The following is a 24,709-nucleotide window of genomic DNA, read 5'->3' as shown; positions in this document are numbered from 1 at the left end:
ATCCGCAGTGGCGCCGCGCGGCGCTCGCCACCGGTCGCCCGCTGCAGTGCTACGGACCTGCGCGTCGTGGCGTGCACGTCCATCGCGCGCTGCTGTGCAGCCCATGACCTTGCATGTGGTCCAGCTCAATCTGGTGGCGACTCCCGATGGCCTGAGCATCGAGCAGGTGTTCGCGCACTGGCCGTCGCTGGCCGACATCGCCGAAGCGGTGGCCAGTGCGGGTATCCGCGTGTCGGTGATTCAGGCCTCCGCGCTGGAGGCACGCTTGTCGCGGCACGGCGTGGCCTATCGTTTTACCGCCCTTGGCCTGCGTGGCAGCGCTGCACGCGCCAGCGCGCTGCAGGCGCTGCTGCAGGAACTCGACGTCGATGTGATCCATGTGCATGGCCTGGAGTTCGCTGGCGATGCGCGACGGCTCGCGCGTGAGCTGCCGCATACGCCGATCCTGCTGCAGGATCATGCCAATCGTCCGCCGCGCTGGTGGAGCCGTGCGGTGTGGCGGGCGCGCTACCGTGCCGTTGCCGGAATCGCATTCACCTCGCTGGAACTGGCGCGGCCGTTCCAGCGCGCTGGTCTGTTCGGTGCCGCCACGCAGCTGTTTGCCATTCCCGAATCCAGCAGCCGCTTCACACCGGGCGCACAGGCGCTGGCGCGCGAGCAGACCGGCCTGCACGGCGATCCCTGTGTGGTGTGGGTGGGTCATCTGAGCCCGGCCAAGGATCCCCTGTGCGTGCTCGATGCGATCGCCCTGGCCGCACGCGTCGTGCCCGGCCTGCGCCTGTGGTGCGTGTTCGACCAGGCGCCGCTGCTGGCGCAGATCCAGCAACGCCTGCGCGATGATCCGCTGCTGGCGCGCTGCGTGCATTTGCTGGGCAAGGTGGAGCATGCGCACGTGCAGACCCTGCTGCAGGCCAGCGACATCTTCGTCTCTGCCAGCCATACCGAAAGCTGCGGCTACGCGGCGCTGGAGGCCTATGCCTGCGGCAGCCTGCCGCTGCTGACCGATATCCCGGCGTTTCGTGCGCTCAGCGCTGCCGGCGCGGTGGGCGAACTCTGGCCGGTGGGCGATGCCGCCGCGCTGTCGGAACTATTGGTGCGCGCAGCGCGGCAGCGGCCCAGCCGGGCGCACGTGCGCGCGCATTTCGATGCACACCTGTCGTTTGCCGCAGTGGGGCGGCAATGGGCCCGGGCCTACGCCAGTCTGCTGGGCCACGCGCAGGGGGCCACGCGATGAAGCTGGCGCTGGTGGTGCCGGGAGGGGTGGACCGCAGTGGCGAGGTCCGCGTGATTCCGGTGTTCCTGACCTTGATCGAATGGCTGGCGCGCCATCACGAGGTGCATGTGTTCGTCCTGCATCAGGAGCCGCTGCCGGCCACCTGGATGCTGCGCGGCGCCAGGGTGCACAACATCGGTGAGCGGCGCACGCGCCTGCGTGCGGTGGCAGCCATCGTCGAGGAACACCGGCGCGCGCCATTCGATGTGATCCAGGCGATCTTCTCCGGCTACTGCAGCCTGATCGCGGTCCTCGCGGCGCGGCTGTTGCGGCGTCCCAGCGTGGTGCATATCGCCGGTGGCGAGCTGGTGGCGTTGCATGCGATCGGCTACGGCGGCCGCCGGCGTTGGCGTGGACGCCTGCGCGAAGCGGTGATCCTGCGCCTGGCCGACCGGGTGACCGCTGCCAGCGAACCGATCATCGCCTCCCTGCAGGCACTGGGCCTCCACGCGCAGCGGGTGCCGTTGGGCGTGGATCTGCGCGCATGGCCGGCGGCGCCGCCGCGCGCCCGGCACGGTGCGAGCGCGCGTCTGCTGCATGTCGCCAGCCTCAATCCGGTCAAGGATCAGCGCACCTTGCTGCAGGCAATGGCCGCGCTCAAGCGCGCCGGCGTCGCCTTTACGCTGGACATGGTCGGCGTCGATACGCTGGACGGTGCCATGCAGCGCCTGGTGCAGCAGCTCAGCCTGCAGGAGCAGGTCCGCTTCCTCGGCTTCAGGACCCAGCGCGAATTGCGCCCGCTCATGCTGTCGGCCGATCTGCTGGTGCTGTCCTCGTTGCATGAAGCCGGCCCGATGGTGTTGCTGGAAGCCGCCGTTGCCGGCGTTCCCACCGTCGGCACCGCGGTTGGGCATCTCACCGAGTGGGCACCGGTTGCAGCGTTGGCGGTTGCGCCAGGCGATTGGGCGGGCATGGCCGAGGCCATCCGGCAGGTGCTTGGCGACGACGAACTGCGCCTGCGCCTGGCATGGGCCGCGCAATGCCGCGCGGTTCGCGAAGATGCGGCGTTCACCACACGCCAGTTCGAACACCTTTACCGCCAGCTCTGCGAGCGGCGACCGCTGCGCTGAGCGCATTGGCCCAGGAATGCGCGCCGTGTCAGAGCGGTACGCATCGCGCAAACCGCAGCTTGGAGATGCGGCTACCGATGCGATGCGTGTTCGAGTCCCAGCCCGAGGCGATCGAGCGGCGTGAATGCGCGCGTCTTCGCCTGTGCGGCATGCGCTCGATGGTGTGGCGCAGGCTTGGGCCAGCGGCGCTGCCGGGCTGGCGCGTCCATCGAGGGGCGATTCCACGATGCGCCCCCCCGCCTGCCCAGCCTCACGCCGGCTGCAGATATCCATCCAGCGCCGCACGCACCACGTACAGCATGTCGGTGCGCGGAACCGGGCGAGTCAGCCGCGTCATCAGCCGGCGTGCCTGGGTCTGGCGCACCCAGGGCTGATCCTGCAGCCAGAGTTGGGTCTGCAGCATGTCGGCACGCTCCTTGCGGCTCTCCGCTGACGGCACCACGCGTTCGCGCAGGTACTGCCGCGCCTCGCTCAACGAACCCGACCACTCGATCCCGGGCAGGGCCGACAGCCACAGGTTGGAGCACGAGGCGGTGGTGAGCGTCTGCCGACCGGCACGCAGGCGCAGCAGGCGCGGGCACTCGGCGTGCAGCCGCGCCATGACCTGCGCCGGCACCACCGCGCGGTAGTAACGCTGCAGCAACTGCAACGGCGGCAACGCCCACCACGGCGACACCGCCGGGTCTTCCCATAACTGCTGCCAATCGCGTGGGCCCATGCGGGTGGTCAGCAACGCAAGATCGTGCAGATGCATCAGCCGGATGCTGCGATGGCAGATGCCACCGGCTGCGTGCAGCAGCAGGTGGCACATCAGGGCGCCAATGGAAGGATAGGGGTTCAGGCCCGGCTGTGCGTGCTCCGGCCAGATGCGTGCGGTGATATCCACGCTGCGCACCGGCAGGCGCTCCTGGATGCGCGTATGCACTTCGATGTTGATCGGGGCATCGCGGTGCTCGCCCAATCCGGCCACCGCATCGCCCTGCACCGGCTTGAACACCTGGTGCTTCCATTGCTGGAACGAGGCCTCATACCCCAGCTCGCACAATAGCGCGGCCGTGGCGAGCGCGTCCTCTGGCGCCACCAGCAGGTCGATATCGGCCATCGGACGATCGCCGGGCAGGTACACGCCCAGCCGATGCAAGGCGGTGCCCTTCAATCCCACCAGCGCGATGCCGGCGTTGCGCGCGGCGCTGTCGATGCGGGTCAGCAGCAGCGCGATACGCCGGTGGCGGTCTTCGACATGCTGGCGTTGCTCGTCCAGGAAGCTGTTCCAGTGCGCGTTCTGCCACAACGAGCGGCGCTGCAATAGCGGCGACACGCCATGTGCCGCCGCTGCCGCCGCGGCCAGCTGCCACTGCAGCCGGTCCCATTGCGGCGAATCGTCGCCCGGCTGCGCCAGCTCGTGCGCGAGCCGCTCGGTGGCCGTGTGCAGGCCGTGTCGGATGGTACGAAGCGAAGGCTGCATGCGGGCGTGATCCGGGAGGTCGAAGGGGCGGGGCGGTGCTGCGAGTCGGTGGCGGTACCGCACAGTGGTGGCGTCTTGGCGTCTTGGCGTATCGGTCTGGCGATGGCGCTGCCGCGCGCCACGATTGCGTCGGGTGCGTCGGGTGCGTCGGTTGCGTTGGCGGGGTGGCAATCCCGATCGCCCGGGTTGGCGATGTCGCGATGCACACCCGTCCGTTTCGCGTTCGCCGGCAGATTCAGGAAACGCTAGCCCACCAGCACCGTGGCCAACGGCCGTGATGGCCGTGCGCGCAGGGTGGCAAGCGGTTCGGTGCGGTGCAGCTGTTCGGAGGCGATCAACGCGGACCAGCGCGCTTCCAGCTGCTCGCAGGCCTGCGCAACGGCGTCGGCCGTCATCGTGCCCCGCGCCTGCTGCAGGTCCACCTGGGCGTGCAACAGATCGCGCACGCTGCGGTAGAACTCCGAGTCGTAGGCGCCATGGAACATCATCGCCAGGTCGTCGCTGTCCTGCCAATGCGTCTTGCCGCCGAGCTGGTTCTTCACTTCTTCGTAGAACTTGGTGCCGGGCAACGGATACGACACGCTGACGCCGATGATGTCCGGATTGGCCTGGCTCACCAGTGCGCGCGTGGCCAGGATGTCCTCGAGTTCTTCGCCCAGATAGCCCAGCTGGATGAAGAAACCCACGCGGATTCCATGCGCGCCCAGCCGCTGGCGGGCGGCGATCACCCCGGCCACGTCGGTGCCCTTGGTCATCCTGTCGAGGATGCGCTGGCTGCCGCTTTCCGCACCGATCCAGGCCTCTGCACACCCGGCGCGCGCCAGTGCCGCGGCCATGCGTTCGCTGGCCAGATCCGCGCGGGTCTGGATGGTGAATGGAATCGCGCCATCGGCCTCGCTCAGGCGCTGCGCAAACGTCTCCACCCAATCGATATGAAAGCCGAAGATGTCGTCGGCCATCCACAGGTGATCGGGCTGGAAGTTGCGTTTTAGATGGATCATTTCGGCGGCCACGTCCTCGGCGCCGCGACGGGTGTAGTGGTTGCCCCAGATCGGCTTGGCGCACCAGTTGCAGCGGAACGGGCAACCGCGCGAGGCAGCCATGTTCAGGCTGAAATAGCCGTGTCGCTGCCGCCAGAAGCGCTGGTAGCGCGGCATGTCGACCAGGTCCCAGGCCGGCAGGCCGCTCAGGCGCGGATCCGGTGGCTGCGCACCCGGATGCGCGCGTACCGCCGTCGGATCGCTGCTGGCGATGCGCGCGACACCGGCCAGCCAGGCCTGCGTGTCGATCTGCCGATTGCGTTCGATCCGCTCGATCAATTCGATCAACGGCGCGATGCCTTCGCCGATCAGGACCGCATGCGCACCGGCGGCCAGGAACGCGTCCGGGTTGTCGGAGGCATCCGAGCCCGCCACCAACACACGGCAGCCGGCCGCGCGCGCCTGTCCGATCATGCGGCAGGCCGCCTCGCGCATGCGGCTCAGGCACATCTTGGTGAGGAAGTTGAAGTTGTCCTCATAGAACACCACCAGCTCCGGCTGCGCGTCGTGCAGCGCGCCGGCGTAGTCCTCGACGCCGTCGGCCAGCATGGCATCGAACAGGTTCACGGCATGCCCGCGCTCGCGCAGCAATGCCGCGATCTGCAAGGTGGCCAGCGGCGGATAAGGCTTGCCGCGCTCCCATTGTTTGGAGTCGTAACGCAGGAAATACGAATGACTGACCTGGATCTTTAGCATCTGCACAAGGCTCTCGTTCTGTCGCCAGGTGGCGCGCAGCGGCGGCGTGCGCAGACACCGGCATTCGGCTCGGCAGTAGGTGCGCGCACAGGCGTCTTTGGTTGCGCCGCTGCGTTGCACATGGCGGCGACGGGACGCACCCGCGCATCGCGCACGGCGATGCAACCTTCGCGCCTGCCCTCGGCACACACCGGCTGATCGGTGCATTGGATGACAGGCATGCCGCAGTCGGCTGCGTTGGCGCAATACCAGCCGCTGGAACAGACGGCGCAGGCCGCGGTGGCGGCAGACCCGTTCGGCGAGCAACGCGCGCGTGCCTTCAGCGTGCAGCGGCAGATTCTCGGTGCGCTGTTCCACTTCCATAGCGACAGCCCGGCGCTGCTGGCCCTGGTCGATGCCGCCTATGCCGGCTTGCCTGCACATCATCTGGCCGGCGCGCCGCAGTTCCATCTCACCCTGGATCTGCTGCCGCGCGCGCACGGCAGCGTGGCCGCCGAGCCGCCACCGGTGCGCACGCATGCGGTGGGCGGCCTGATCTGCGGCGTGATGGACGCCTGCAACCATCTGATGCTGTCGATCCCGGAGCGCCGCGCCATGCTGGTGGTCTCCGAGGACATGCTGGCGCATGCGTACCACGTGCGCTACGAACTGATCGAGTTTGCGGTGTTCCTGCTGGCCGCGCGGGGCATGGGCCTGGTGCCGCTGCACGGCGCCTGCGTGGGCCGGCGCGGCCGCAGCGTGCTGCTGCTCGGCGTCAGTGGCGCGGGTAAATCCACGCTGGCGCTGCACAGCCTGCTGCATGGGCTGGAGTTCATCGCCGAAGACGGCGTGTTCGTGGCGCCGGACAGCCTGCTGACCACCGGCGTCGCCAACTTCCTGCATCTGCGGCCCGAAGCCCTGGGCCTGGTCGATGCGCCCACCCGCGCATGGATCGCTGGCTCGCCGATCATTCGTCGCCGCAGCGGCGTGGAAAAGTTCGAAGTCGACATCCGTCACGGCCATGCCACGCTTGCGCCCGCGCCCTTGCAGCTGGGTGCCGTGGTGATGTTGTCCAAGCGGCCTGCCAGCGCATCGGGCAATGGTTTGTTGATGCCGGTGCCAGCCGCGCAGATAGCGCCGTGCCTGCAGCGAGACCAGCCCTATGCCGCCGGTCAGCCCGGGTGGCAGCGCTTCGTGGCGCAGGTGCAGCGCATCGGCATGTTCAGCCTGCACCGTGGCCCGCATCCGCAGGCCTGCCTGGATGCCTTGCTGCAGGTGCTGCAATGAGACAGCTGCGCGACCGGCCGCATGCGCGTGTCGGCACTGCAGGCGGTGTGGGCGGCTGATGTATCGGCATGCGCGCAATCGGTTCTGGGCGGTGCTGCATCGCTTCGTCGACACGCTGGTGCCGGCGGACCGGCCGGCCGTCGCACTGTACGTGGCATTGTCGCTGGCGGCCGCATTCGTCGGCAGCCTCGTGGCGGTATGTCTGTTGCCGCTGGTGCAACCCGGCCACAGCGTGCAGCTGGCCGGCTACCGGCTGGCCGTGCCCGGTGGCCTGCCGGTGCAGGCAGGCGTGTTCGTCGTCGTCAGCGTGCTGTTCGCGCTGTTGCGTTGGCACGGCGCGCGGCTGGCTGCACGCATGACCGCCCGGTATGCGCTCGGCCTGCGCCAGCGCGTGCATGCGGCGCTGATGGGTGCCCCGCTGCCGGCCTTGTCGGGCGCCAGTTCGGCGGAAATCGCCAACGTGCTCACCTACAACATCGAAATCGCCACACAAGGGTTCAGTGCGGTCTTGCAGTTGATGGTGGCCGGCATCACCGCGCTGGTCAGTGTGTGCGTGGCGGTGTTGATCGTGCCTGCGTTGCTGCTGGCGACACCGCTGCTCGCGCTGCTGGCATGGCTGGGCCTGCGCATCTCCAGCAGCGATGTGCAGGCGCGCATCAGCCGCGCCTACGTGGCCGACATGACCCAGCTGTTCTGGTTGAGCGAGGACTTCCCACGCCGCCTGCGCCATGTGCGCTCCTTTCAGCGCGAAGCGGTGGAAACCCTGCAGTACGCGCGCATGTCCACCCGCCTGGCACAGGGTTACGCGCAGCAGCAGGAACTGGTGGCCGCCAGCCGCCTGGTGCTGGAGCTCACCGCGGTGGCTGCCATCGCCGGCATCCTGGTGCTCGCCAACCTGTGGCAGGGCGCCGACCGCGCCGCCTTGATCACGGTCAGTCTGTTGCTCGGCCGCCTGCTGCCGTATCTGGTCACCACGCGGCAGAGCGTGCAGCAGTTGCGATCGGCCTGGCCGGCGCTGCAGCTGTGGCGACGCTACGTGGATCTGGGCACCGCAGGTGCGCATGCATCCAACGCGGTTGCCGACCCGTTGCCGGCGGTGCTGCATGTGGAGCGCATCGATCTGGCACCTCCGCTGCCCGCGCTTGCGATCGACGGCCTGCTGCTCGTGGCGGGGGAGATGACCTTGGTGGTTGGCCCCTCCGGCATCGGCAAGAGCAGCCTGATGGACGTGCTGTCCGGGCAAACGCCGCCGCTGTTGTTCCAGGCGCAGATGAGCGGGCGTCGGCTGGATTTTGCGGCCTATCGACACCTGATTCGCCATAGCGCCTACGTCGGCCAGGCGGTGCGGCCCTGGCAACGCAACGTGCGCGAGTGCCTGGACTGGGCGCTGCCGGGGACGCCCGATTTCCGCATGTGGGAAGTGCTGTGCGATGTCGGCCTGAGCGCACGGCTGCAGCGCGAAGGGCAGGGCCTGGACACCGTCATCAATGGGCAGGAGGGGCGCCTGTCCGGCGGAGAATTGCAACGTCTGTTGCTGGCGCAGGTGTTGCTGCGTGCCCCGACCCTGGCGCTGCTGGACGAGGCCACCAGCGCCCTCGATGCGGATGCCGAACAGCAGGTACTGGTGACGTTGCGGCAGCGGTTGCCGCAGACCGCACTGGTGGTGGTGTCGCACCGCACCAGTCTGGCCGCGGTAGCCGACCGCACGGTTGCGCTGGGTGGTGCAGCTGCCGCGAAAGCGCAGGGCAGGGGCGCGGCCATGGCAACTCGCCGCGGCGCATGAGCGCGCAGCGGCGACGCACAACGGTCAGCCGGCGATCTCTTCCAGCGCGCGATCGCGCGTCCGCGGCCCGAAGACAGCGATCACGCTCGCCACGATCGACATGCTGATCACGATGAAGCCCAGCACGCCATGGCTGCCGACCTGGGTGAGCAGCCAGCCGATCAGCACACTGCTCACCGCCGTCGACAAGCGGCTGAACGAATAGCAGAACCCCACCGCCCGCGCGCGCAGGCCGGTGGGAAACAGCTCGGCCTGGTAGCCGTGATAGGCAAAGCTCATCCAGGCATTGCAGAACGCGATCATCGCCCCGCACGCCACCATGCCGGCGGCCTGGTGCTGCAGCGAAAACAGCACGCCGAACAGCACCGCGCCCAGCGCCGATGCGGTGATCTGCCACTTGTTTTCCCAGCGCTGCGCAAAGCGCAGCAACAGCAGCGGCGCCAGCGGGTAGGCCAGCGAGATCGCAAACGCAGAGGCCAGACTCTTGGTCACCCCGGTGCCCTGCGCCGCGATCAGCGCCGGTAGCCAGTTGCCGAAGCCGAAGAAGCCGATCGCCTGGAAGACATGGAATACCACCAGCATGCCGATACGCCCGCGGTACGGCGCGCGCCACAGCAGCGACAGCTGCACCTGGGCGGCGGGCAGGGCGTCGGGCGCCTGCGGCTTCGGCAATGGCGCACCCAGGTCGCGCTCGCAGCGCGCCTCCAGTTGTGCCAGCACCGCATCGGCCTCCGTGTAGCGGCCCTGGCTGGCAAGCCAGCGGGCCGATTCCGGCAGGCGGCTGCGCAGCCACCAGATCGCCAGTGCGAACACGCCGCTCAGCAGCACCACCCAGCGCCAGCCGCTGACGCCCAGGGGCGCGTGCGGCACCAGCAGCCATGCACTCAGTGCCACCGCCGGCACCGCCAGGAACTGCACGAAGAACGCAAACGCGAACGCCGCGCCGCGCATATGCCGGGGCACCAGTTCGGACAGGTAGGTGTCGATGGTCACCAGCTCGATGCCCAAGCCGATCCCGACCAAGAAGCGCAGCACGATCACGCCGGTGGCCGTGCTCTGCAGCCCCATCGCCACGGTGGCCGCGGTGTACCAGACCAGGGCGAGGGTGAACACCAGGCGTCGACCGAAGCGATCGGCGAACGGGCTCAGCAGCGCAGCGCCCACGAACAGCCCCAGAAAGGTGGCTGCGGCGAACGCGGCCTGATCGGACATGCCGAATGCGCCATCGCTACCCTGGGCGAAGATGCCGTCGGCGATCAGGCCGGGGCTGATGTAGGCGGTCTGGAACAGGTCGTACAGCTCGAAGAAGCCGCCCAGCGCCAGCAGGCCGACCAGCCGCCACACGCTGGCGCTGGCGGGCAGGCGATCGATGCGCGCGGCAATCTGTGCAACGTCGGCACTGTGCGCGGATGCAGCAGGGGAGGCCATGGTCGTAGCGTGCAGCCAAGTGAACGCCATCATAGCCAGCGGCCGCTCGCCACCCGGCGCGTGCTTCGTCGGGCGCTCGACGCGTTCGTGCCGGCGTCCATGCCGGCCGGCAGCCGATCGGTTGACGCAAGCGCATGGGCGCCCGCGCACGGCCGAGGCCGCTGATTCGCCGCCCCGCTGTTTGATTGCTGGAATGCTGTAATCCCGCACGGCGGCGCGCAGGCGGCTGGCAATGCCGGCGGTCGGCCCCATCTCTGGCACATCCTCTTTGATCCGGAGTCATTTCATGACCCCTATTTCCGTGCTCGATCTGGCGCCAGTCTGCGAAGGCAGCGACACCACCCACGCCTTCGCCAACATGCTGGATCTGGCGCAGCACGCCGAGCGTTGGGGCTACCAGCGCTATTGGCTGGCCGAACACCACAACATGCCGGGTATCGCCAGCGCCGCCACCGCGGTGCTGATCGGCCATGTGGCCGGCGGCACCAAGACCATTCGCGTCGGTGCCGGCGGCATCATGCTGCCCAACCACGCACCGCTGCAGGTGGCCGAACAGTTCGGCACGCTGGCCTCGCTGTATCCGCAGCGCATCGATCTGGGCCTGGGCCGCGCGCCCGGCACCGACCAACCCACCGCACGTGCGTTGCGCCGTTATTTCGATAGCGCCGACCAGTTCCCGCAGGACGTGGCCGAACTGCTGCGCTACTTCGCGCCGGCCGTGCCGGGGCAGCTGGTACAGGCAGTCCCCGGTGCCGGTCTCGACGTGCCGGTGTGGCTGCTGGGCTCCAGCCTGTTCAGCGCGCGCCTGGCGGCGGCCATGGGGCTATCGTTCGCCTTCGCCTCGCATTTCGCTCCCGATGCGATGGATGAAGCGGTGGCGATCTACCGCCGCGAATTCCGCCCGTCCGCGCAGTTGGCCAAGCCATACGTGATGCTGGCCTTGAACGTGGTGGCCGCCGAAACGCAGGCGCAGGCACGCCGGTTGTTCACCACCCAGCAGCAGAGCTTCGTCAATCTGCGCCGCGGCAAGCCGGGCAAGATTCCGGCGCCGATCGACGACATCGACAGTTTCTGGCAGCCGCACGAGCGCGCCGGAGTGGAACGCGCGCTCGCCTGCACGGTGCTGGGCGACGCCGAGCAGGTGGCGCAGGGCGTGGCGGCCTTCATCGAGCGGCATGCGCCCGATGAGTTGCTGTTCACCGCCAACATCTACGAGCACAGCGCACGTTTGCGCTCGTTCGAAATCGCCGCCGCCGCGGTGCGCGAGCTGGACGTGACCATTGCGTGATTCACGTCGTTTTGCATGGCGATCCGCTCAGATGCGTGCACATCCATTAGGAAGGCACGCATGCAACTTCACGAACGCAGCGAGAGCATCAAGCAGCTGGCCGAATTGATCCGCGGGGTGGACATCGCAATGTTCACCACCGTCTCGGCCGACGGCAAGCTAGTGAGCCGCCCCTTGGGCACGCAGGAGGTCGAATTCGACGGCGACCTGTGGTTCGCCACCGCCGCCGACAGCCCGAAGGTCGCAGAAATCGCCGCCGACGCGCGCGTCAACGTGGCCTACGCCTCGGCATCGAAGAACACCTATGTGTCGGTGGCCGGCACCGCGCAGGTGGTGCACGACCGCGCCAAGATCGAGCAACTGTGGTCGCCGGCGATGAAGGTGTTCTTCCCAGGCGGCAAGGACGATCCCACCTTGCGCCTGATCCATGTACGCGCCGAATCGGCCGAATACTGGGATGGCCCCAGCGGCCTGCTCGGCAAGGCGCTGTATTTCGTCATGACCGCGGTGACCGACGACCCCGGCAGCCTGTCCGACAACCGTGTGGTCGACCTGAAGTAAAGCCCCGATCCGGCTACCGCTGATAAATGCAGAGCAGGCTGCAAGTGCAGCACAGCGCACGAGCCCTTCGCTGGCGGGATTACCCATCACCTCCGCGCAATTAGCCCCTCTCCCGTCGGGAGAGGGGTTGGGGTGAGGGTACGAAGCGACCGGAAACTACGAATAGCCTGCGCTTTAAGGCTAGCGAGACCTGCTGCACTGATCCGCCTAACAACATCCCCACTGCGCAGATCAGCACCGGTTGACTCAACCGCTCGCAACACCGGGACACGCGCAACCAAAGGCGCTAAAACGTGCGCTGGCTCCAGCCCTACCGCCAAGCCACCGGCCACCATCCGCGAATCAGATCCACCAGCTGATCCGAGGTCACCCCGAACACGGCCACCGAGATCAGCGCCGCCGCCCAGCCTGCCAGCAGCAGCGCGCCGTCGCGTTCCAGCAAGGCCAATGCGAACAACAGCAGGATCAGCCCGAAAATGTAGTTGGTGAACGGGATCGGCAAGGTCAGCAGAACGCCGACCATCACCAGCAGTACGCCGGTGAACACCTGCGCCGGCAGGCGATCCAGCAGCCCATGCAGGCGTGGCTTGAGCAGGCGGTCCAGCCGCCGCAAGGTGGGCGCAAGTTTGGTCACGAAGCGCTGGCTGGTACGCCGCCGCGGCCCACGTTCGCCGATGAAGGCCGGCACCCATGGCTTGCGCAGGCAGCACATCATCTGCAGCCCGATCAACACCGTCAGCGGGCCGCTGATGCCGCCGGCCACGCCGGGAATCGGAATGAACGAGGGCAGGATCGCCAGAAACAGGAATACGCCGAACGCGCTTTGCTGCAGGTCCGCCAGAATCTCGCGTACGCGCAGCACCTGCTCCGGGTCGCCATCGCTGAAGGCCGCCAGCAGGCTGCGGATGCCTTCGTTGCGATAGCGCATCTGGTCCTCGTCCGCATCCCCGGCCGGCGGCCGGCCCTCAGCCGACGATGTCATCGCTGCCCTCGTCGCCGACCCGGCTCAGCAACAGCTTGTCCACGCGCGCGCCGTCCAGGTCCACGATCTCGATGCGCCAGCCGGCCCAATCGAAGAATTCGCCGGCTTGCGGAATCCGCCCGAAGTAGTAGATGCACAGCCCGGCCAGCGTGTGGTAATCGCCATCCTCAGCGTCCGGCAACTCGGCGCCCAGCACTTCGCGCAGTTCTTCCACCGGCAGCGAGCCGTCGATCAGCAGCGACCCGTCGGCACGCGTGACCACCAGCGCGTCCTCGTCGGTATTTTCCACCGCCTGCAGACGCCCGACCACCGCGCCCATCAGGTCGCTGATGGTCACCAGGCCACGGATCTCGCCGTATTCGTCCACCACCAGCGCCATCGACTGCTGTTCTTCGCGAAAGATCTCCAGCAGCTTCATCGCATGCGTGGATTCGGACACGAATACCGTATCGCGCAAGGCCTGGAACAGGTGCGCGCCATGCCCGTCCATGCGCGTGACCAGCGATTTGACTTCCAGCACGCCGGCGATGTCCTGGTCGCTGCCGCGATAGACCGGGTAGCGCGAGAATTCGTGTTCGCGCATGACCGCCAGGTTGCGCTCTGGGGCGGCATTGGCGTCCAGCCAGGCAATGCGGTTGCGCGGGGTCATCAGGCTGTCGGCAGTGCGGTCGCCCAGCCGCATCACGCGGTTCATCATGTCGCGCTCGTGCGCGTCGATCACCCCGGCCTCGTGGCTTTCGGCCACCAGCATGCGGATCTCCTCTTCGGTCACCGAGGCCGATTCGTCCTTGCCCATGCCCAGCAGGCGCAGCACCAGCCGGGTGGAACGGGCCAGCACCCACACCCCGGGCGCGGCGATTCTGGCCAGCCAGGCCATCGGCACCGCAACGACGCCTGCGATGTCCTCGGAATTGCGCAGCGCCAGCCGCTTTGGGACAAGTTCGCCGAAGATCAGCGTCAGGAAGGTGATCAACGCCACCGCCAGGGCGCTGCCGATCACCACCGAATACGGGCGCGGCTTGCCGACCAGTTCGAAGGTGGCCGACAGTGCCGGAAACAGTCCCTGCAGCCAGTTGCTGATGGCCTCGCCGATCGCCTCGCCACCGAACACGCCGGTCAGGATGCCGATCAGGGTGATGCCGATCTGGACCGTGGACAGGAAGTTTTCCGGGCTTTCGGCCAGCGCCAGCGCCCGCGCGGCGCGCTTGCTGGAGCCGGCCATCTGCTTCAGGCGGCTCTTGCGCGAGGTCATCAACGACATCTCCGACATGGCGAAGAAACCGTTCAAGACGATCAGGGCGATGACGATCAGAAACTCAACCACGGGCGCAGTCCCCGGTCAATGAAGGGGAGGGCGGGGTTGCACTGCATTGGCCGGCGCGCACGGGGGCGGGGCGGCAAGCGGGGGGGATAGGGTCGTCGTCCATAGGGTGCGCCCGAAGGCGCGGGAGGCATGGTAGCAAACCACAGGGTGGTTCGAGCCGGGAAATGCCGATGTGAAGGCCGTCGCCAGCACCGATATACCCAGACGGGTCATTGAACGGTCATAATTCGCCCTTGGTGCCGTCCTCCCTCGACGGCAGGAAGTTCTCCACCCATGTTCTCGTTGCAGACCATCTTCGGTTCCGGCAAGCAGTTCTATTCGCTCCTGAACGAAGCGGCGCAGGCCGCCTACGACAGCACCAAGGCCTTGCACGCCATGATGCGCGAGTCCGACCGGCAGCCCGCGCTGGACGCCTTCAAGCTCGCCCGCCTGCGCGAACGCGCGGCCTCCGACAAGATCGGCCAGGCCCTGGTGGACAGCTTCATGACCCCGATCGAGCGCGAAGACATCGAAGCGCTGGGCTCGGCGTTGTACAAGATTCCCAAGCAGGTGGAGAAATTCGCCGACCGCTATTCGCTGGCGACCAAGCACCTGGAACACATCGACTTCGCCCCGCGCGCGGCGATGCTGGAACAGGCGGCCGCGGTGGTGGTGGAGATGGTCGACGACCTGCCGCGCATGAACATTGATCGCATAACCGCGCTCAACGACAAGCTGCGCATGCTCGAGAACGAGGCCGACCGGCTGATGCTGGAGTTGTACCGCGACATCTATTCCGGCCGCCTGGACACGCTGCAGATGTTCCTGCTCAAGGAGTTCTTCGAGATCCTGGAAAAAGCCATCGACCGTTGCCGCGAGGCGGGGGTGGTGGTGTACCAGATCGTGTTGAAGAACAGCTGAGGCCGCCGCGTGCTTACCCTTGTACTGGTGGTGATCCTGGCCGCGTTGGTGTTCGAGTTCATCAACGGCTTCCACGACACCGCCAACTCCATCGCCACCGTCGTCGCCACCAAGGTGCTCTCGCCGGGCTGGGCGGTGATGCTGGCGGCCGGCATGAACCTGATCGGCGCCCTCACCGGCACCGCAGTGGCGCTGACCATCGCTTCGGGCCTGCTCAACACCAACGTGGTGGACGTCACTCCGCAGGTGATCCTGTGCGCGCTGCTGGGCGGCATCATCTGGAACCTGATCACCTGGTGGAAGGGCCTGCCGTCGTCGTCCTCGCATGCGCTGATCGGTGGGCTGTGCGGCGCCGGCCTGGCCGCCGCGCACAACAACTGGGATGCCTTGATCTGGTCGGAGAACATCGGCAACTGGGCCAAGAACAAGGGCCTGTTGTGGAAGGTGTTCGTGCCGATGGTCACCTCGCCGATCGCCGGTTTCCTGCTCGGCATCGTGGTGATGGTGCTGCTGTGGGCGATCATCGCCGGCATGTCCAGGCTGGGCGGCCCGATCGGGCGGCTGGCACGGCCGCGCTGGGTCAATGCCTTCTTCGGCAAGGCGCAGATCGCTTCGGCCGCGTACATGGGCTACGCGCACGGGCACAACGATGCGCAGAAGACCATGGGTATCATCGCCATGACCCTGATCGGCGCGCAGTCGGCCGGCGCGCTGGACAATCTGCCCGGCTGGCTGGCCTTCCTGCACCCGGGTACCGGGCTGGCGGCCGGCGACGGCATCCCGATGTGGATCGTGCTGACCTGCGCGGTGGTGATGGCGGCCGGCACCGCGTCGGGCGGCTGGAAGATCATCAAGACGCTCGGCCACAAGATGGTCAAGCTGCATCCCATCCATGGTTTTGCCGCCGAAACCAGCTCGGCCACGGTGCTGACCATGGCCGCGCATTTCGGCATGCCGGTCTCCACCACCCACAGCATCTCCACCGCCATCATGGGCGTGGGCTTTGCCAAAAATCCGCGCTCGCTGCGCCTTGGCGTGATCGAGCGCATCGTCTGGGCCTGGATCCTCACCATTCCTGCCGCCGGCGGCGTGGCCTACCTGATCCTGCGCGCCTTCGAACTGTTTGGCTGGACATGAGTGGTGTCGCGGTGCGGTCATGCACCGTGATCACGATGCAGTGCCATTGGCGCCGGCCGTCCGCGTGCAGCGCGATCGCCGGCGCGCCCTGAGCGAGACCCTTCTTCGATGATGCTGGCATTGGTGTGCGTGTTGTTCGGGCTTGCCTGGTTGATCGACCGCCGCGGGCTGCGGCGGTTTTCCCGCACGCTGGGTGCGCTCACGCTGGCGCTGGTGCTGGCGGTTGGCTGCGGACCGCTGCCGTCGTGGATGCTGCAACACCTGCAGCGCACCGGGGTCAACGATTTCGACGCGTGGGGTGCGCGAAACGTCATCGTGCTGCTCGGCGCCGGCACCGTGCGCCCGGAGGGCCCGGATGCGGTGGCCGAGGCCAATCTGTTCGCGTACGGCCGCATCGTCGAAGCGGCGCGGTTGTACCAGCAGTGCCATCGTCGCGGTGGCGACTGCAAGATCGAGATCAGCGGCGGCGATGCGCGCGGCCTGGGTCTGTCCGAGGCGGTGGTCTATCAGCGCGTGCTGATCGGGTTGGGCATCGACCGCGCGGACCTGATCATGGAGCCGTCCAGCATGAATACCTGGCAGAACGCCCAGTTCAGCCAGCCGCTGTTGCGCGCGCATCGGCCCGATCGCATCGTGCTGGTGTCATCGGCCACCCACCTGCGCCGCGCCGAGCTGTACTTCCGCCACTTCGGCATCGAGGCGGTGCCGGTACGTGCCGACTGGCTGACCGCCACGTGGTCGATCCTGCCGCAGAGCTACAACTTCACCCTGGCCGATGTCGCCCTGCACGAGTACCTGGGCATCGCGCGCTACCAGCTCTACCAATGGCTGGGCTGGAACGTGAAGGCCAGCGAGCCTGGTGCGTTGTGATTGGGGATTGGGGAGTCGGGATTAGGGATTCGTAACGGCTGGTGCGCTGTCAGATCTGTTCGGCTGATGTGCTGGCGACGGTGCTTGCCACTTGCAGATCGGTGGGGCAACGCGCATGCGCGGCGCTTGGAAATGATGATGCTGGTCGATGATGCGTCACCGCATCTTCTCCCGCGCGGCAAGGTGCTCCGCAGGCGGATGAGGGGCGCCTTGGAGGGATATCACTGCCTGCGATGGCCAGCGCGTCGCTACGCGCCACCAGGGTGAATCATCGGCTTCACCCTGACCCTAACTTTCGCTTCGCACCCTGGCCCGTTTGGCGGCGCGGGCGCTAGAAGACAGGTGCGCAAGCGGCACCTTCTCGCCCCGATGGGGCGAAGCTTTAGCTGCTTGGTGTTTTCAGATTTTCAGCCGATTCAAACTTCCAGCGACGCCAGATCGCCCTTGGTTTCCAGCCATTGCTTGCGGTCGCCCGCGCGCTTCTTGGCCAGCAGCATGTCCATCAGCGAACGGGTCTGCTCGCCATCGTCGATGGTCAGCTGCACCAGCCGGCGCGTATCCGGATGGATGGTGGATTCGCGCAGCTGCTGCGGATTCATTTCGCCCAGGCCCTTGAAGCGGGTCACGCTGATCTGGCCCTTCATCTTCTCGCGCGCGATCTTGTCCAGCAGCGTGGTCTTTTCTTCCTCGTCCAGCGCGTAGAACACCTGCTTGCCCACGTCCACGCGGAACAGCGGCGGCATCGCCACGAACACGTGGCCGGCGGCCACAAGGGCAGGGAAATGCTGCAGGAACAGCGCGGTCAGCAGCGTGGCGATATGCAGGCCATCGGAGTCGGCGTCGGCCAGGATCACCACCTTGCCGTAGCGCAGCCCGGTGATGTCGTCCTTGCCCGGGTCGCAGCCGATCGCGATCGCCAGGTTATGCACTTCTTCCGAGGCCAGCACGCTGCCGGAGGCCACTTCCCAGGTATTGAGGATCTTGCCGCGCAGCGGCAGGATCGCCTGGAAATCCTTGTCGCGCGCCTGCTTGGCCGAACCGCCGGCCGAGTCGCCTTCCACCAGGAACAGCTCGGTGCGCGACAGGTCCTGGCTGATGCAGTCGGCCAGCTTGCCGGGCAGGGCCGGGCCCTGGGTGACCTTCTTGCGGACGATCTGCTTTTCGGTCTTCAGGCGCGCGCTGGCGCGATCGATGGCGATCTGCGCGATCTTCTCGCCGATCTCCACGTTCTGGTTGAGATACAGGCTGAAGGCGTCGTGCGCGGCGCCTTCGATGAAGCCGGCGGCCTGGCGCGAGGACAGGCGCTCCTTGGTCTGCCCGGAGAACTGCGGGTCGGTCATCTTCAGGCTGAGCACGAAGGTGACCCGGTCCCACACGTCCTCCGGCGCCAGCTTGACCCCGCGCGGCAGCAGGTTGCGGAAGTCGCAGAACTCGCGCAGCGCATCGGTCAGGCCCGAGCGCAGGCCGTTGACATGGGTGCCGTGCTGCGCGGTCGGAATCAGGTTGACGTAGCTTTCCTGCACCAGCTCGCCTTCCGGCACCCAGGCCGCGGCCCAGTCGACGATCTCGGTGTCCTTCTTCAGGCTGCCCACGAACAACTCGGCCGGCAGCAGCTCGTGCTGGGCCATCTCGCCCTTGAGGTAATCGCGCAGGCCGTTTTCGAAATACCAGCTGTCCTGCTCGCCGGTGGCCTCGTCGTGCAGCTTGACGGTCAGGCCGGGGCACAGCACGGCCTTGGCGCGCAGCAGATGGCGCAGCGCACGCACATTGAACTTGGGCGTGTCGAAATACTTGGGGTCGGCCCAGAAACGCAGCCGCGTGCCGGTGTTCTTCTTGCCCACCGTGCCGACCACTTCCAGCTTGGAGGCGGCGTTGCCGTCGCGGAACTCCATGCGGTGCTCGCTGCCTTCGCGCTTGATGAACAGCTCGACCTTGGTCGAGAGCGCATTGACCACGCTCACGCCCACGCCGTGCAGGCCGCCGGAGAAGGTGTAGTTGCGGTTGCTGAACTTGCCGCCGGCATGCAGGCGGGTCAGGATCAGTTCCACGCCCGGGATCTTCTCTTCCGGATGGATGTCCACCGGCATGCCGCGGCCGTCGTCGGACACCTCGCAGCTGCCATCCTTGTACAGGGTGACTTCGACCTGCCTGGCGTGTCCGGCCAGCGCCTCGTCGACGGAGTTGTCGATCACTTCCTGCGCCAGATGGTTCGGGCGCGCGGTGTCGGTATACATGCCCGGGCGGCGTTTGACCGGGTCCAGGCCTGACAGCACTTCAATATCGGCGGCGTTATAACGGGTGTTCATGCATCTCGTTGGCACGTGAAACGACGCGCAAGTGTGCGGGCTGGGGCGACTTTTTGCACGTGGCAGGCGTTCAGTGCAGGGCTGGGTGCGCTTGGCTACCCTGGCGTTGGTTTCGGAACCGAACGTCCCCACCTGAGGATGTGACCGAACCGGAGGACACCATGAAGTTCAAACATATCCTGATGCTCACCCTGGGCGCGGCCGCTGTGGCGGCCTTGCCGGCGCTGGCCCAGGCCGCCCCGCAGCAGACCGGGCAGGGCGCCACCACGCAGAAGGCCGACGACGCCAAGGCCAAGACCGAAGCCGAGCGCAAGGCCGAGCGCCGCGCCGCCGCTGCCGCGCAGAAGCCCAAGGCCGACAGCGCCCCGCGCGAGGAAGAAGAAGAGGAAAAGCCGGCGCGCTGATCCTCGCGCATCGGCAACTCGCACCACGCAACGCCCCGGCTCAGCCCGGGGCGTCTGCATTTACAGCGGGTTGCAGGCTTTTTTCCGCGCGGGATGCCCTCCTCGTCACGCAACCCTTGGGCATTGGCCCATCACCCGTTAAACTATGGCTTTCCGGGAGGCCTTGAGCCCCATGACTCCCCTGATTTTCGTAACAGGCGGTGTAGTGTCCTCGCTAGGCAAGGGCATCGCCGCAGCTTCGCTTGCGTCCATTCTCGAAGCGCGTGGCCTGAAGGTCACGATGATGAAGCTGGACCCGTACATCAACGTGGACCCGGGCACGATGAGCCCGTTCCAGCATGGCGAGGTCTACGTCACCGACGACGGTGCCGAAACCGACCTGGACCTTGGCCACTACGAGCGCTACGTGCGCACGCGGCTGTCGCGCAAGAACTCGGTCACCACCGGCCGGATCTACGAGAACGTGATCCGCAAGGAGCGCCGCGGCGATTACCTGGGCGCCACCGTGCAGGTGATTCCGCATATCACCGACGAGATCCGCCGTTGCATCGACGAGGCCACGGCCGGTTTCGACGTGGCGCTGATCGAGATCGGCGGCACCGTCGGCGACATCGAGTCGCTGCCGTTCCTGGAGGCGATCCGCCAGGTGCGCACCGAGCGCGGCGCCGAGAAGGCCATGTTCATGCATCTCACCCTGGTGCCGTACATCGCGGCGGCCGGTGAGCTGAAGACCAAGCCGACCCAGCATTCGGTCAAGGAACTGCGCTCGATCGGCATCCAGCCGGACGTGCTGCTGTGCCGGTCCGAGCAGGCGGTGCCGGATTCGGAGCGTCGCAAGATCGCGCTGTTCACCAACGTGTCCGAGCGCGCGGTGATCAGCTGCCCGGACATCGACGTGCTGTATGGCATGCCGCTGGAACTGCTGCGCCAGGGCCTGGACGAACTGGTCATCGATCAGTTCAAGCTGCGCGACAAGGTCGCCGCGGCCGATCTGTCCGAGTGGGCGGCGGTGGTGGATGCGGTCAAGCACCCGCTGGATGAAGTCACCATTGCGGTGGTCGGCAAGTACGTCGATCACCAGGACGCCTACAAGTCGGTGGCCGAAGCGCTGCGTCACGGCGGCTTGCGCCAGCGCACCAAGGTCAACCTGAAATGGCTGGAAGCCCAGGACCTGGAAGGCAGCGACATGGCGGCCTTGCAGGATATCGACGGTATCCTGGTGCCGGGCGGCTTCGGCGACCGCGGCTTCGAAGGCAAGGTACTGACCTCCAAGTACGCGCGTGAGCACAAGGTGCCGTACTTCGGCATCTGCTACGGCATGCAGGCCGCCGTGGTGGACTACGCGCGCCATGTGGCCGCGCTGGACGCGGCCAACAGCACCGAGAACGATCGGCAGTCGCCGCATCCTGTGATCGGCCTGATCACCGAGTGGCGCACCGCCACCGGCGAAGTCGAAAAGCGCGACGAAAAGTCGGACCTGGGCGGCACCATGCGCCTGGGCCTGCAGGAGCAGCGCCTGAAGCCGGGCACGCTGGCGCGCGAGGTCTACGGCAAGGACGTGGTGGCCGAGCGTCACCGTCACCGCTACGAGTTCAACAACCGCTACCGCACCCAGCTGGAAGATGCCGGCCTGGTGATTTCCGGCAAGTCGATGGACGACACGCTGGTGGAAGTGGTGGAGCTGCCGCGCGATGCGCACCCCTGGTTCCTGGCCTGCCAGGCGCATCCGGAGTTCCTGTCCACGCCGCGCGACGGGCATCCGCTGTTCATCGGCTTCGTGCGCGCTGCGCGCGAGAAGAAGGCTGGCGGCAAGTTGCTCAAGGAAGCGCGTGCGTGAGTTGTTCTTTCTCCTGTCAGGAGCAGGTGACCCGAAGGGGCGGATGAAGATGCGCCGCAATGCACTTGAAGGTGGCAGCCATGACGAGCGCATCGCTGCGCGCCAGTTAGGCAAACCATCATGCTTCAGCAGTGCTTCGCAACCGCACCCTCACCCCAACCCCTCTCCCGACGGGAGAGGGGCTCAGATCATGGCAACTCCCTTCTCCCGACGGGAGAGGGGCTCAGATCATGGCAATTCCCTTCTCCCGTCGGGAGAAGGGCTCAGATCATGGCAATTCCCTTCTCCCGACGGGAGAGGGCTCAGATCATGGCAACTCCCTTCTCCCGTCGGGAGAAGGTGGCGCGAAGCGCCGGATGAGGGTACGGGCGAAGCCTCATGCACCCAATCACTCAGTTACCACGCGCAAGCCTTACCCTCACCCCAACCCCTCTCCCGATGGGAGAGGGGCTTTAATCAATAGGTGACCTGATGAAACTGTGTGACTTCGAAGTCGGCCTCGACCAGCCGTTGTTCCTGATTGCAGGCCCGTGCGTGATCGAGTCGATGCAGTTGCAGCTCGATGTCGCCGGCAAGCTCAAGGAGATCACCGGCAAGCTGGGGATCAACTTCATCTTCAAGTCGAGCTTCGACAAGGCCAACCGCACCTCGGGCACCAGCTTTCGTGGCCCCGGGCTGGAAGAAGGCCTGAAGGTACTGGCTGCGGTGAAGCAGCAGATCGGTGTGCCGGTACTCACCGATGTGCACGAATACACCCCGATGAACGAAGTGGCCGCGGTAGTCGATGTGCTGCAGACCCCGGCGTTTCTGGTGCGCCAGACCGACTTCATCAGGAACGTCTGCGCCGCCGGCAAGCCGGTGAACATCAAGAAGGGCCAGTTCCTGGCGCCGTGGGATATGAAGCCGGTGGTGGACAAGGCCAAGTCCACCGGCAACGAGCAGATCATGGTCTGCGAGCGTGGCGCCTCGTTCGGCTACAACAACCTGGTCAGCGACATGCGCTCGTTGAGCGTGATGCGCGACACCGGTTGCCCGGTGGTGTTCGACGCCACCCATTCGGTGCAGTTGCCGGGCGGGCAGGGCAGCAGCTCCGGCGGCCAGCGCGAGTTCGTGCCGGTACTGGCGCGCGCCGCCGTGGCAGTAGGCATTTCCGGCCTGTTCGCCGAAACCCATCCGGATCCGTCCAAGGCGTTGTCCGATGGTCCCAATGCGTGGCCGCTGGATCGCATGGAAGAACTGCTGGAAACGCTGATGGAACTGGACGCAGTGACCAAGAAGCACGGGTTCGCGCGCTTCGCATGAGTTCCGTGCCGCGGGCGTTGGTGGCAACGCGTCGCCAGCGCCGGCAGTGGCGGAAGTGGCCCTGGGGCTGGATGGCCTTAGGTCTGTCGCTCGCTGCATGGGCCTGCCTGGCCGTGATGGTCTTGCTGGTGACCGCCAGCATCGGCATGCCGGGCGACGGCAACCAGGCGATACAGGCCACGCGCATTCCGATGCTTGTCACGCTGTTGGCAGGCGCGGTGGCGACCGTGGGCGGTCTTGTCGCCAGCCCGGTCGCGTTCTCGCTGCGTCGCCAGCCGGGCGCTGCCGCCATGGGCGTGGCGCTGCTGTTGCTCTTGCTCCTGCTGTTTTGCGTGTCGCTGCTGGGCCTGCGGGCCTAGCTGCGCAGTCGTGCCGGCCAGGCACGCATCTGGCCCATGCGATTTGGCAATGGCGCGGTGTACGGCGATAATCCGGCAGCTTGTTTCCGGTGTACTTCCCCCCTTACTGGTAACCGAACGGACCTATGACCACTATCGCCAAGATCCTCGCCCGCGAAATCCTCGATTCCCGCGGCAATCCCACGCTGGAGGCGGAAGTCACGCTGGCAGACGGCTCCTTCGGTCGCGCGGCCGTCCCCTCGGGCGCCTCGACCGGCACCAAGGAAGCGGTGGAACTGCGCGATGGCGACAAGACCCGGTACCTGGGCAAGGGCGTGCGCCATGCAGTGGACAACGTCAACGGCACCATCGCCGAGACCCTGAAGAATTTCGATGCCGCCGACCAGCAGGGCCTGGACCGTCGCCTGATCGATCTGGACGGCACCGAGAACAAGGGCCGCCTGGGCGCCAACGCGCTGCTGGGCGTCTCGCTCGCCGCTGCGCATGCGGTGGCCGCCTCGCGCAAGCAGCCGTTGTGGCAGTACCTGTCCACCATCACCGAATCGGACGTGTCGCTGCCGGTGCCGATGATGAACATCATCAACGGTGGTGCGCATGCCGACAACAATGTCGACTTCCAGGAATTCATGGTGCTGCCGGTCGGCTGCGGCTCGTTCTCCGAAGCGCTGCGCGCCGGCACCGAAATCTTCCATTCGCTCAAGTCGGTGCTCAAGGGCCATGGCCTGAGCACGGCGGTGGGCGACGAAGGCGGTTTTGCGCCGGATTTCCGCAGCAATGTCGAAGCGCTGGACACCATTCTCGAAGCGATCGGCAAGGCCGGCTACACCGCCGGTGAAGACATCCTGCTGGGCCTGGACGTGGCGTCCTCGGAGTTCTACGACAACGGCAAGTACAATCTGGTCGGCGAGAACAAGCGCCTGACCAGCGAGCAGTTCGTCGACTTCCTGGCCGACTGGGTCGCGCAGTACCCGATCATCAGCATCGAAGACGGCCTGGCCGAGGACGACTGGTCCGGTTGGAAGCTGCTGACCGAGCGCGTCGGCAAGAAGGTGCAACTGGTGGGCGACGACCTGTTCGTCACCAACCCGAAGATCTTCAAGCAGGGCATCGACTCGAGCACCGCCAATGCGATCCTGATCAAGGTCAACCAGATCGGCACGCTGACCGAAACGCTGGAAGCCATCGCGATGGCGCATGCGGCCAACTACGCCTCCATCGTCTCGCACCGTTCGGGCGAAACCGAAGACACCACCATCGCCGACATCGCCGTGGCCACCACCGCCACCCAGATCAAGACCGGCTCGCTGTGCCGCAGCGACCGCGTGGCCAAGTACAACCAGTTGCTGCGCATCGAGCAGGCGCTGGGTTCCGGCGCGCGTTACGCCGGCCGCGACGCGTTCGTTTCGATCAAGCGATAA

General features: G+C 66.7%; 19 protein-coding genes and 1 pseudogene. 14 read left to right on the top strand and 6 right to left on the bottom strand.

The features are described from left to right. Positions 1 to 103 precede the first annotated feature (103 nt). Positions 104 to 1,234, top strand: coding sequence for a glycosyltransferase family 4 protein (locus ACCQ05_RS12910; RefSeq protein WP_372390700.1), 1,131 nt, complete (start codon positions 104 to 106; stop codon positions 1,232 to 1,234). After that, a complete protein-coding gene (locus ACCQ05_RS12905) occupies positions 1,231 to 2,343 on the top strand; it encodes a glycosyltransferase family 4 protein (protein WP_372390698.1) in 1,113 nt (370 codons plus the stop codon). Before ACCQ05_RS12910 ends, ACCQ05_RS12905 begins: the two co-directional genes overlap by 4 nt. A 250-nt stretch (positions 2,344 to 2,593) precedes the next feature. Here ACCQ05_RS12905 and ACCQ05_RS12900 read toward each other — a convergent pair whose 3' ends face one another. Further along, positions 2,594 to 3,808 carry a nucleotidyltransferase family protein gene (locus ACCQ05_RS12900; RefSeq protein WP_372390696.1) on the bottom strand — a complete coding sequence of 405 codons (1,215 nt, stop codon included), beginning with the start codon at positions 3,806 to 3,808 and terminating at the stop codon, positions 2,594 to 2,596. A gap of 245 nt (positions 3,809 to 4,053) precedes the next feature. Next, positions 4,054 to 5,608, bottom strand: a pseudogene (locus ACCQ05_RS12895) (B12-binding domain-containing radical SAM protein). A 155-nt stretch (positions 5,609 to 5,763) separates the two neighbouring features. Between ACCQ05_RS12895 and ACCQ05_RS12890 the strand changes: the two are divergent. Both ACCQ05_RS12890 and ACCQ05_RS12885 read left to right on the top strand, forming a co-directional pair. After that, entirely contained in the window at positions 5,764 to 6,810 is a 1,047-nt protein-coding gene (locus tag ACCQ05_RS12890; RefSeq protein ID WP_372390693.1) for a phosphoenolpyruvate carboxykinase (ATP), read from the top strand. Positions 6,811 to 6,868: 58 nt separating this feature from the next. After that, entirely contained in the window at positions 6,869 to 8,593 is a 1,725-nt protein-coding gene (locus ACCQ05_RS12885; RefSeq protein WP_372390691.1) for an ATP-binding cassette domain-containing protein, read from the top strand. Between the two features lie 24 nt (positions 8,594 to 8,617). Here ACCQ05_RS12885 and ACCQ05_RS12880 read toward each other — a convergent pair whose 3' ends face one another. Continuing rightward, positions 8,618 to 10,021 carry an MFS transporter gene (locus ACCQ05_RS12880; RefSeq protein ID WP_372390689.1) on the bottom strand — a complete coding sequence of 468 codons (1,404 nt, stop codon included), beginning with the start codon at positions 10,019 to 10,021 and terminating at the stop codon, positions 8,618 to 8,620. 286 nt (positions 10,022 to 10,307) lie between these two features. Between ACCQ05_RS12880 and ACCQ05_RS12875 the strand changes: the two genes are divergently transcribed. Together ACCQ05_RS12875 and ACCQ05_RS12870 are read left to right on the top strand one after the other, a co-directional pair. Beyond that, positions 10,308 to 11,309 carry an LLM class flavin-dependent oxidoreductase gene (locus ACCQ05_RS12875; protein ID WP_372390687.1) on the top strand — a complete coding sequence of 334 codons (1,002 nt, stop codon included), beginning with the start codon at positions 10,308 to 10,310 and terminating at the stop codon, positions 11,307 to 11,309. 60 nt (positions 11,310 to 11,369) lie between these two features. Continuing rightward, positions 11,370 to 11,870, top strand: a complete 501-nt coding sequence (locus ACCQ05_RS12870; protein ID WP_372390685.1) for a pyridoxamine 5'-phosphate oxidase family protein — start codon at positions 11,370 to 11,372, stop codon at positions 11,868 to 11,870. A gap of 310 nt (positions 11,871 to 12,180) precedes the next feature. Here ACCQ05_RS12870 and ACCQ05_RS12865 read toward each other — a convergent pair whose 3' ends face one another. Both ACCQ05_RS12865 and ACCQ05_RS12860 read right to left on the bottom strand, forming a co-directional pair. After that, positions 12,181 to 12,852, bottom strand: coding sequence for an exopolysaccharide biosynthesis protein (locus ACCQ05_RS12865; RefSeq protein ID WP_372390683.1), 672 nt, complete (start codon positions 12,850 to 12,852; stop codon positions 12,181 to 12,183). After that, a complete protein-coding gene (locus ACCQ05_RS12860) occupies positions 12,836 to 14,176 on the bottom strand; it encodes a hemolysin family protein (RefSeq protein ID WP_104540413.1) in 1,341 nt (446 codons plus the stop codon). Before ACCQ05_RS12860 ends, ACCQ05_RS12865 begins: the two co-directional genes overlap by 17 nt. Before the next feature lie 273 nt (positions 14,177 to 14,449). On the opposite strand from ACCQ05_RS12860, the gene ACCQ05_RS12855 reads away from it, so the two are divergent. The 3 genes from ACCQ05_RS12855 (at position 14,450) to ACCQ05_RS12845 (ending at position 17,083) form a co-directional block, all read left to right on the top strand. After that, positions 14,450 to 15,076, top strand: a complete 627-nt coding sequence (locus ACCQ05_RS12855) for a DUF47 domain-containing protein (RefSeq protein WP_372390681.1) — start codon at positions 14,450 to 14,452, stop codon at positions 15,074 to 15,076. A 9-nt stretch (positions 15,077 to 15,085) separates the two neighbouring features. Further along, entirely contained in the window at positions 15,086 to 16,213 is a 1,128-nt protein-coding gene (locus tag ACCQ05_RS12850; RefSeq protein ID WP_104540414.1) for an inorganic phosphate transporter, read from the top strand. A 108-nt stretch (positions 16,214 to 16,321) separates the two neighbouring features. Beyond that, positions 16,322 to 17,083, top strand: coding sequence for a YdcF family protein (locus ACCQ05_RS12845; RefSeq protein WP_372390679.1), 762 nt, complete (start codon positions 16,322 to 16,324; stop codon positions 17,081 to 17,083). 416 nt (positions 17,084 to 17,499) lie between these two features. Here the strand turns inward: ACCQ05_RS12845 and parE are convergent, their stop codons facing one another. Beyond that, positions 17,500 to 19,389 carry a DNA topoisomerase IV subunit B gene (gene parE / locus ACCQ05_RS12840; protein WP_228962049.1) on the bottom strand — a complete coding sequence of 630 codons (1,890 nt, stop codon included), beginning with the start codon at positions 19,387 to 19,389 and terminating at the stop codon, positions 17,500 to 17,502. Positions 19,390 to 19,550: 161 nt separating this feature from the next. On the opposite strand from parE, the gene ACCQ05_RS12835 reads away from it, so the two are divergent. From ACCQ05_RS12835 to eno, 5 genes are all read left to right on the top strand, one after another. Then, positions 19,551 to 19,793, top strand: coding sequence for a hypothetical protein (locus tag ACCQ05_RS12835; RefSeq protein WP_104540495.1), 243 nt, complete (start codon positions 19,551 to 19,553; stop codon positions 19,791 to 19,793). 172 nt (positions 19,794 to 19,965) lie between these two features. After that, positions 19,966 to 21,630, top strand: a complete 1,665-nt coding sequence (gene pyrG / locus ACCQ05_RS12830; RefSeq protein ID WP_372390677.1) for a CTP synthase — start codon at positions 19,966 to 19,968, stop codon at positions 21,628 to 21,630. A 471-nt stretch (positions 21,631 to 22,101) separates the two neighbouring features. Continuing rightward, complete coding sequence (gene kdsA / locus ACCQ05_RS12825) at positions 22,102 to 22,932, top strand: 3-deoxy-8-phosphooctulonate synthase (RefSeq protein ID WP_104540417.1); 831 nt, start codon at positions 22,102 to 22,104, stop codon at positions 22,930 to 22,932. A gap of 71 nt (positions 22,933 to 23,003) precedes the next feature. Next, a complete protein-coding gene (locus ACCQ05_RS12820) occupies positions 23,004 to 23,291 on the top strand; it encodes a hypothetical protein (protein WP_372390675.1) in 288 nt (95 codons plus the stop codon). Between the two features lie 125 nt (positions 23,292 to 23,416). Further along, complete coding sequence (eno, locus tag ACCQ05_RS12815; RefSeq protein ID WP_372390673.1) at positions 23,417 to 24,709, top strand: phosphopyruvate hydratase; 1,293 nt, start codon at positions 23,417 to 23,419, stop codon at positions 24,707 to 24,709.

This window comes from Xanthomonas sp. NCPPB 3582 (genome assembly GCF_041475735.2).
GTDB lineage: Bacteria > Pseudomonadota > Gammaproteobacteria > Xanthomonadales > Xanthomonadaceae > Xanthomonas > Xanthomonas codiaei.
This window is presented reverse-complemented; position numbering and strand designations above follow the sequence as displayed.

Coding starts and splice junctions, on each gene's coding strand:
- ACCQ05_RS12910 (WP_372390700.1), top strand. CDS start 104: ATGACCTTGCATGTGGTCCAGCTCAATCTGGTGGCGACTCCCGATGGC.
- ACCQ05_RS12905 (WP_372390698.1), top strand. CDS start 1,231: ATGAAGCTGGCGCTGGTGGTGCCGGGAGGGGTGGACCGCAGTGGCGAG.
- ACCQ05_RS12900 (WP_372390696.1), bottom strand. CDS start 3,808: ATGCAGCCTTCGCTTCGTACCATCCGACACGGCCTGCACACGGCCACC.
- ACCQ05_RS12890 (WP_372390693.1), top strand. CDS start 5,764: ATGCCGCAGTCGGCTGCGTTGGCGCAATACCAGCCGCTGGAACAGACG.
- ACCQ05_RS12885 (WP_372390691.1), top strand. CDS start 6,869: ATGTATCGGCATGCGCGCAATCGGTTCTGGGCGGTGCTGCATCGCTTC.
- ACCQ05_RS12880 (WP_372390689.1), bottom strand. CDS start 10,021: ATGGCCTCCCCTGCTGCATCCGCGCACAGTGCCGACGTTGCACAGATT.
- ACCQ05_RS12875 (WP_372390687.1), top strand. CDS start 10,308: ATGACCCCTATTTCCGTGCTCGATCTGGCGCCAGTCTGCGAAGGCAGC.
- ACCQ05_RS12870 (WP_372390685.1), top strand. CDS start 11,370: ATGCAACTTCACGAACGCAGCGAGAGCATCAAGCAGCTGGCCGAATTG.
- ACCQ05_RS12865 (WP_372390683.1), bottom strand. CDS start 12,852: ATGACATCGTCGGCTGAGGGCCGGCCGCCGGCCGGGGATGCGGACGAG.
- ACCQ05_RS12855 (WP_372390681.1), top strand. CDS start 14,450: ATGTTCTCGTTGCAGACCATCTTCGGTTCCGGCAAGCAGTTCTATTCG.
- ACCQ05_RS12845 (WP_372390679.1), top strand. CDS start 16,322: ATGATGCTGGCATTGGTGTGCGTGTTGTTCGGGCTTGCCTGGTTGATC.
- parE (WP_228962049.1), bottom strand. CDS start 19,389: ATGAACACCCGTTATAACGCCGCCGATATTGAAGTGCTGTCAGGCCTG.
- ACCQ05_RS12835 (WP_104540495.1), top strand. CDS start 19,551: ATGAAGTTCAAACATATCCTGATGCTCACCCTGGGCGCGGCCGCTGTG.
- pyrG (WP_372390677.1), top strand. CDS start 19,966: ATGACTCCCCTGATTTTCGTAACAGGCGGTGTAGTGTCCTCGCTAGGC.
- kdsA (WP_104540417.1), top strand. CDS start 22,102: ATGAAACTGTGTGACTTCGAAGTCGGCCTCGACCAGCCGTTGTTCCTG.
- ACCQ05_RS12820 (WP_372390675.1), top strand. CDS start 23,004: ATGGCCTTAGGTCTGTCGCTCGCTGCATGGGCCTGCCTGGCCGTGATG.
- eno (WP_372390673.1), top strand. CDS start 23,417: ATGACCACTATCGCCAAGATCCTCGCCCGCGAAATCCTCGATTCCCGC.